Origin of the sequence: Peribacillus frigoritolerans (assembly GCF_030676415.1) — a bacterium.
GTDB classification, from domain to species: Bacteria; Bacillota; Bacilli; order Bacillales; family DSM-1321; genus Peribacillus; species Peribacillus frigoritolerans_A.
In genome coordinates, this window is sequence record NZ_JAUUTW010000090.1 from 1 (window position 1) to 546 (window position 546).

1 protein-coding gene is annotated in these 546 nt (G+C 41.9%); it reads right to left on the reverse strand.

The features are described 5' to 3' along the window. On the reverse strand, positions 1-546 hold a 546-nt coding region (locus Q8G36_RS28590; RefSeq protein ID WP_305163142.1), incomplete at both ends, for a tyrosine-type recombinase/integrase.

A 546-nucleotide genomic window follows, 5' to 3' on the forward strand; every position in this document is an offset into this window, starting at 1 on the left:
GGCAAAACGTATTCCGCAGCTTATGGGGAGTCGCATTATATTTAGTCAGCATATATTGCACGGACCTTGGCGTGATGCGCTGATTCACACTGGATATGAAGATAGCTTCCGTTTCCATATTTAAAAATTCCTTGTATGCCTTGATTTTTTCACTAGCAGTCATGGAGAGTGGAATCTTCCTGTCTATATCACCTTTTGAATCCCGGATGAGGATATATTGCCTTTCTCCCTCTTTTTGAATGTCACTATGGTTCAAATCACAAAGTTCGGACACCCGGATACCCGTATGAATCATTGTGTATACAATAGCAATATTCCTGAAATGCCCAGTGGCCTCGATTTCTTTTAGGAGAGCAGCTTGCTCAAGCATGTTCAGGGCTTTTGGCGGATCTTCTTTCTTTTCCTTTGCTTTACGATCAATGTTGAGGACGATCTCGGGTTTATCAAGGAACCTGGAAAACATGGTAATGGCTGAATAATGTTTTTCAATCGTTCCTCCACTCTTGTTTGACTGTTCCATATCGTCTAAATAGGTTTGGACGTGGG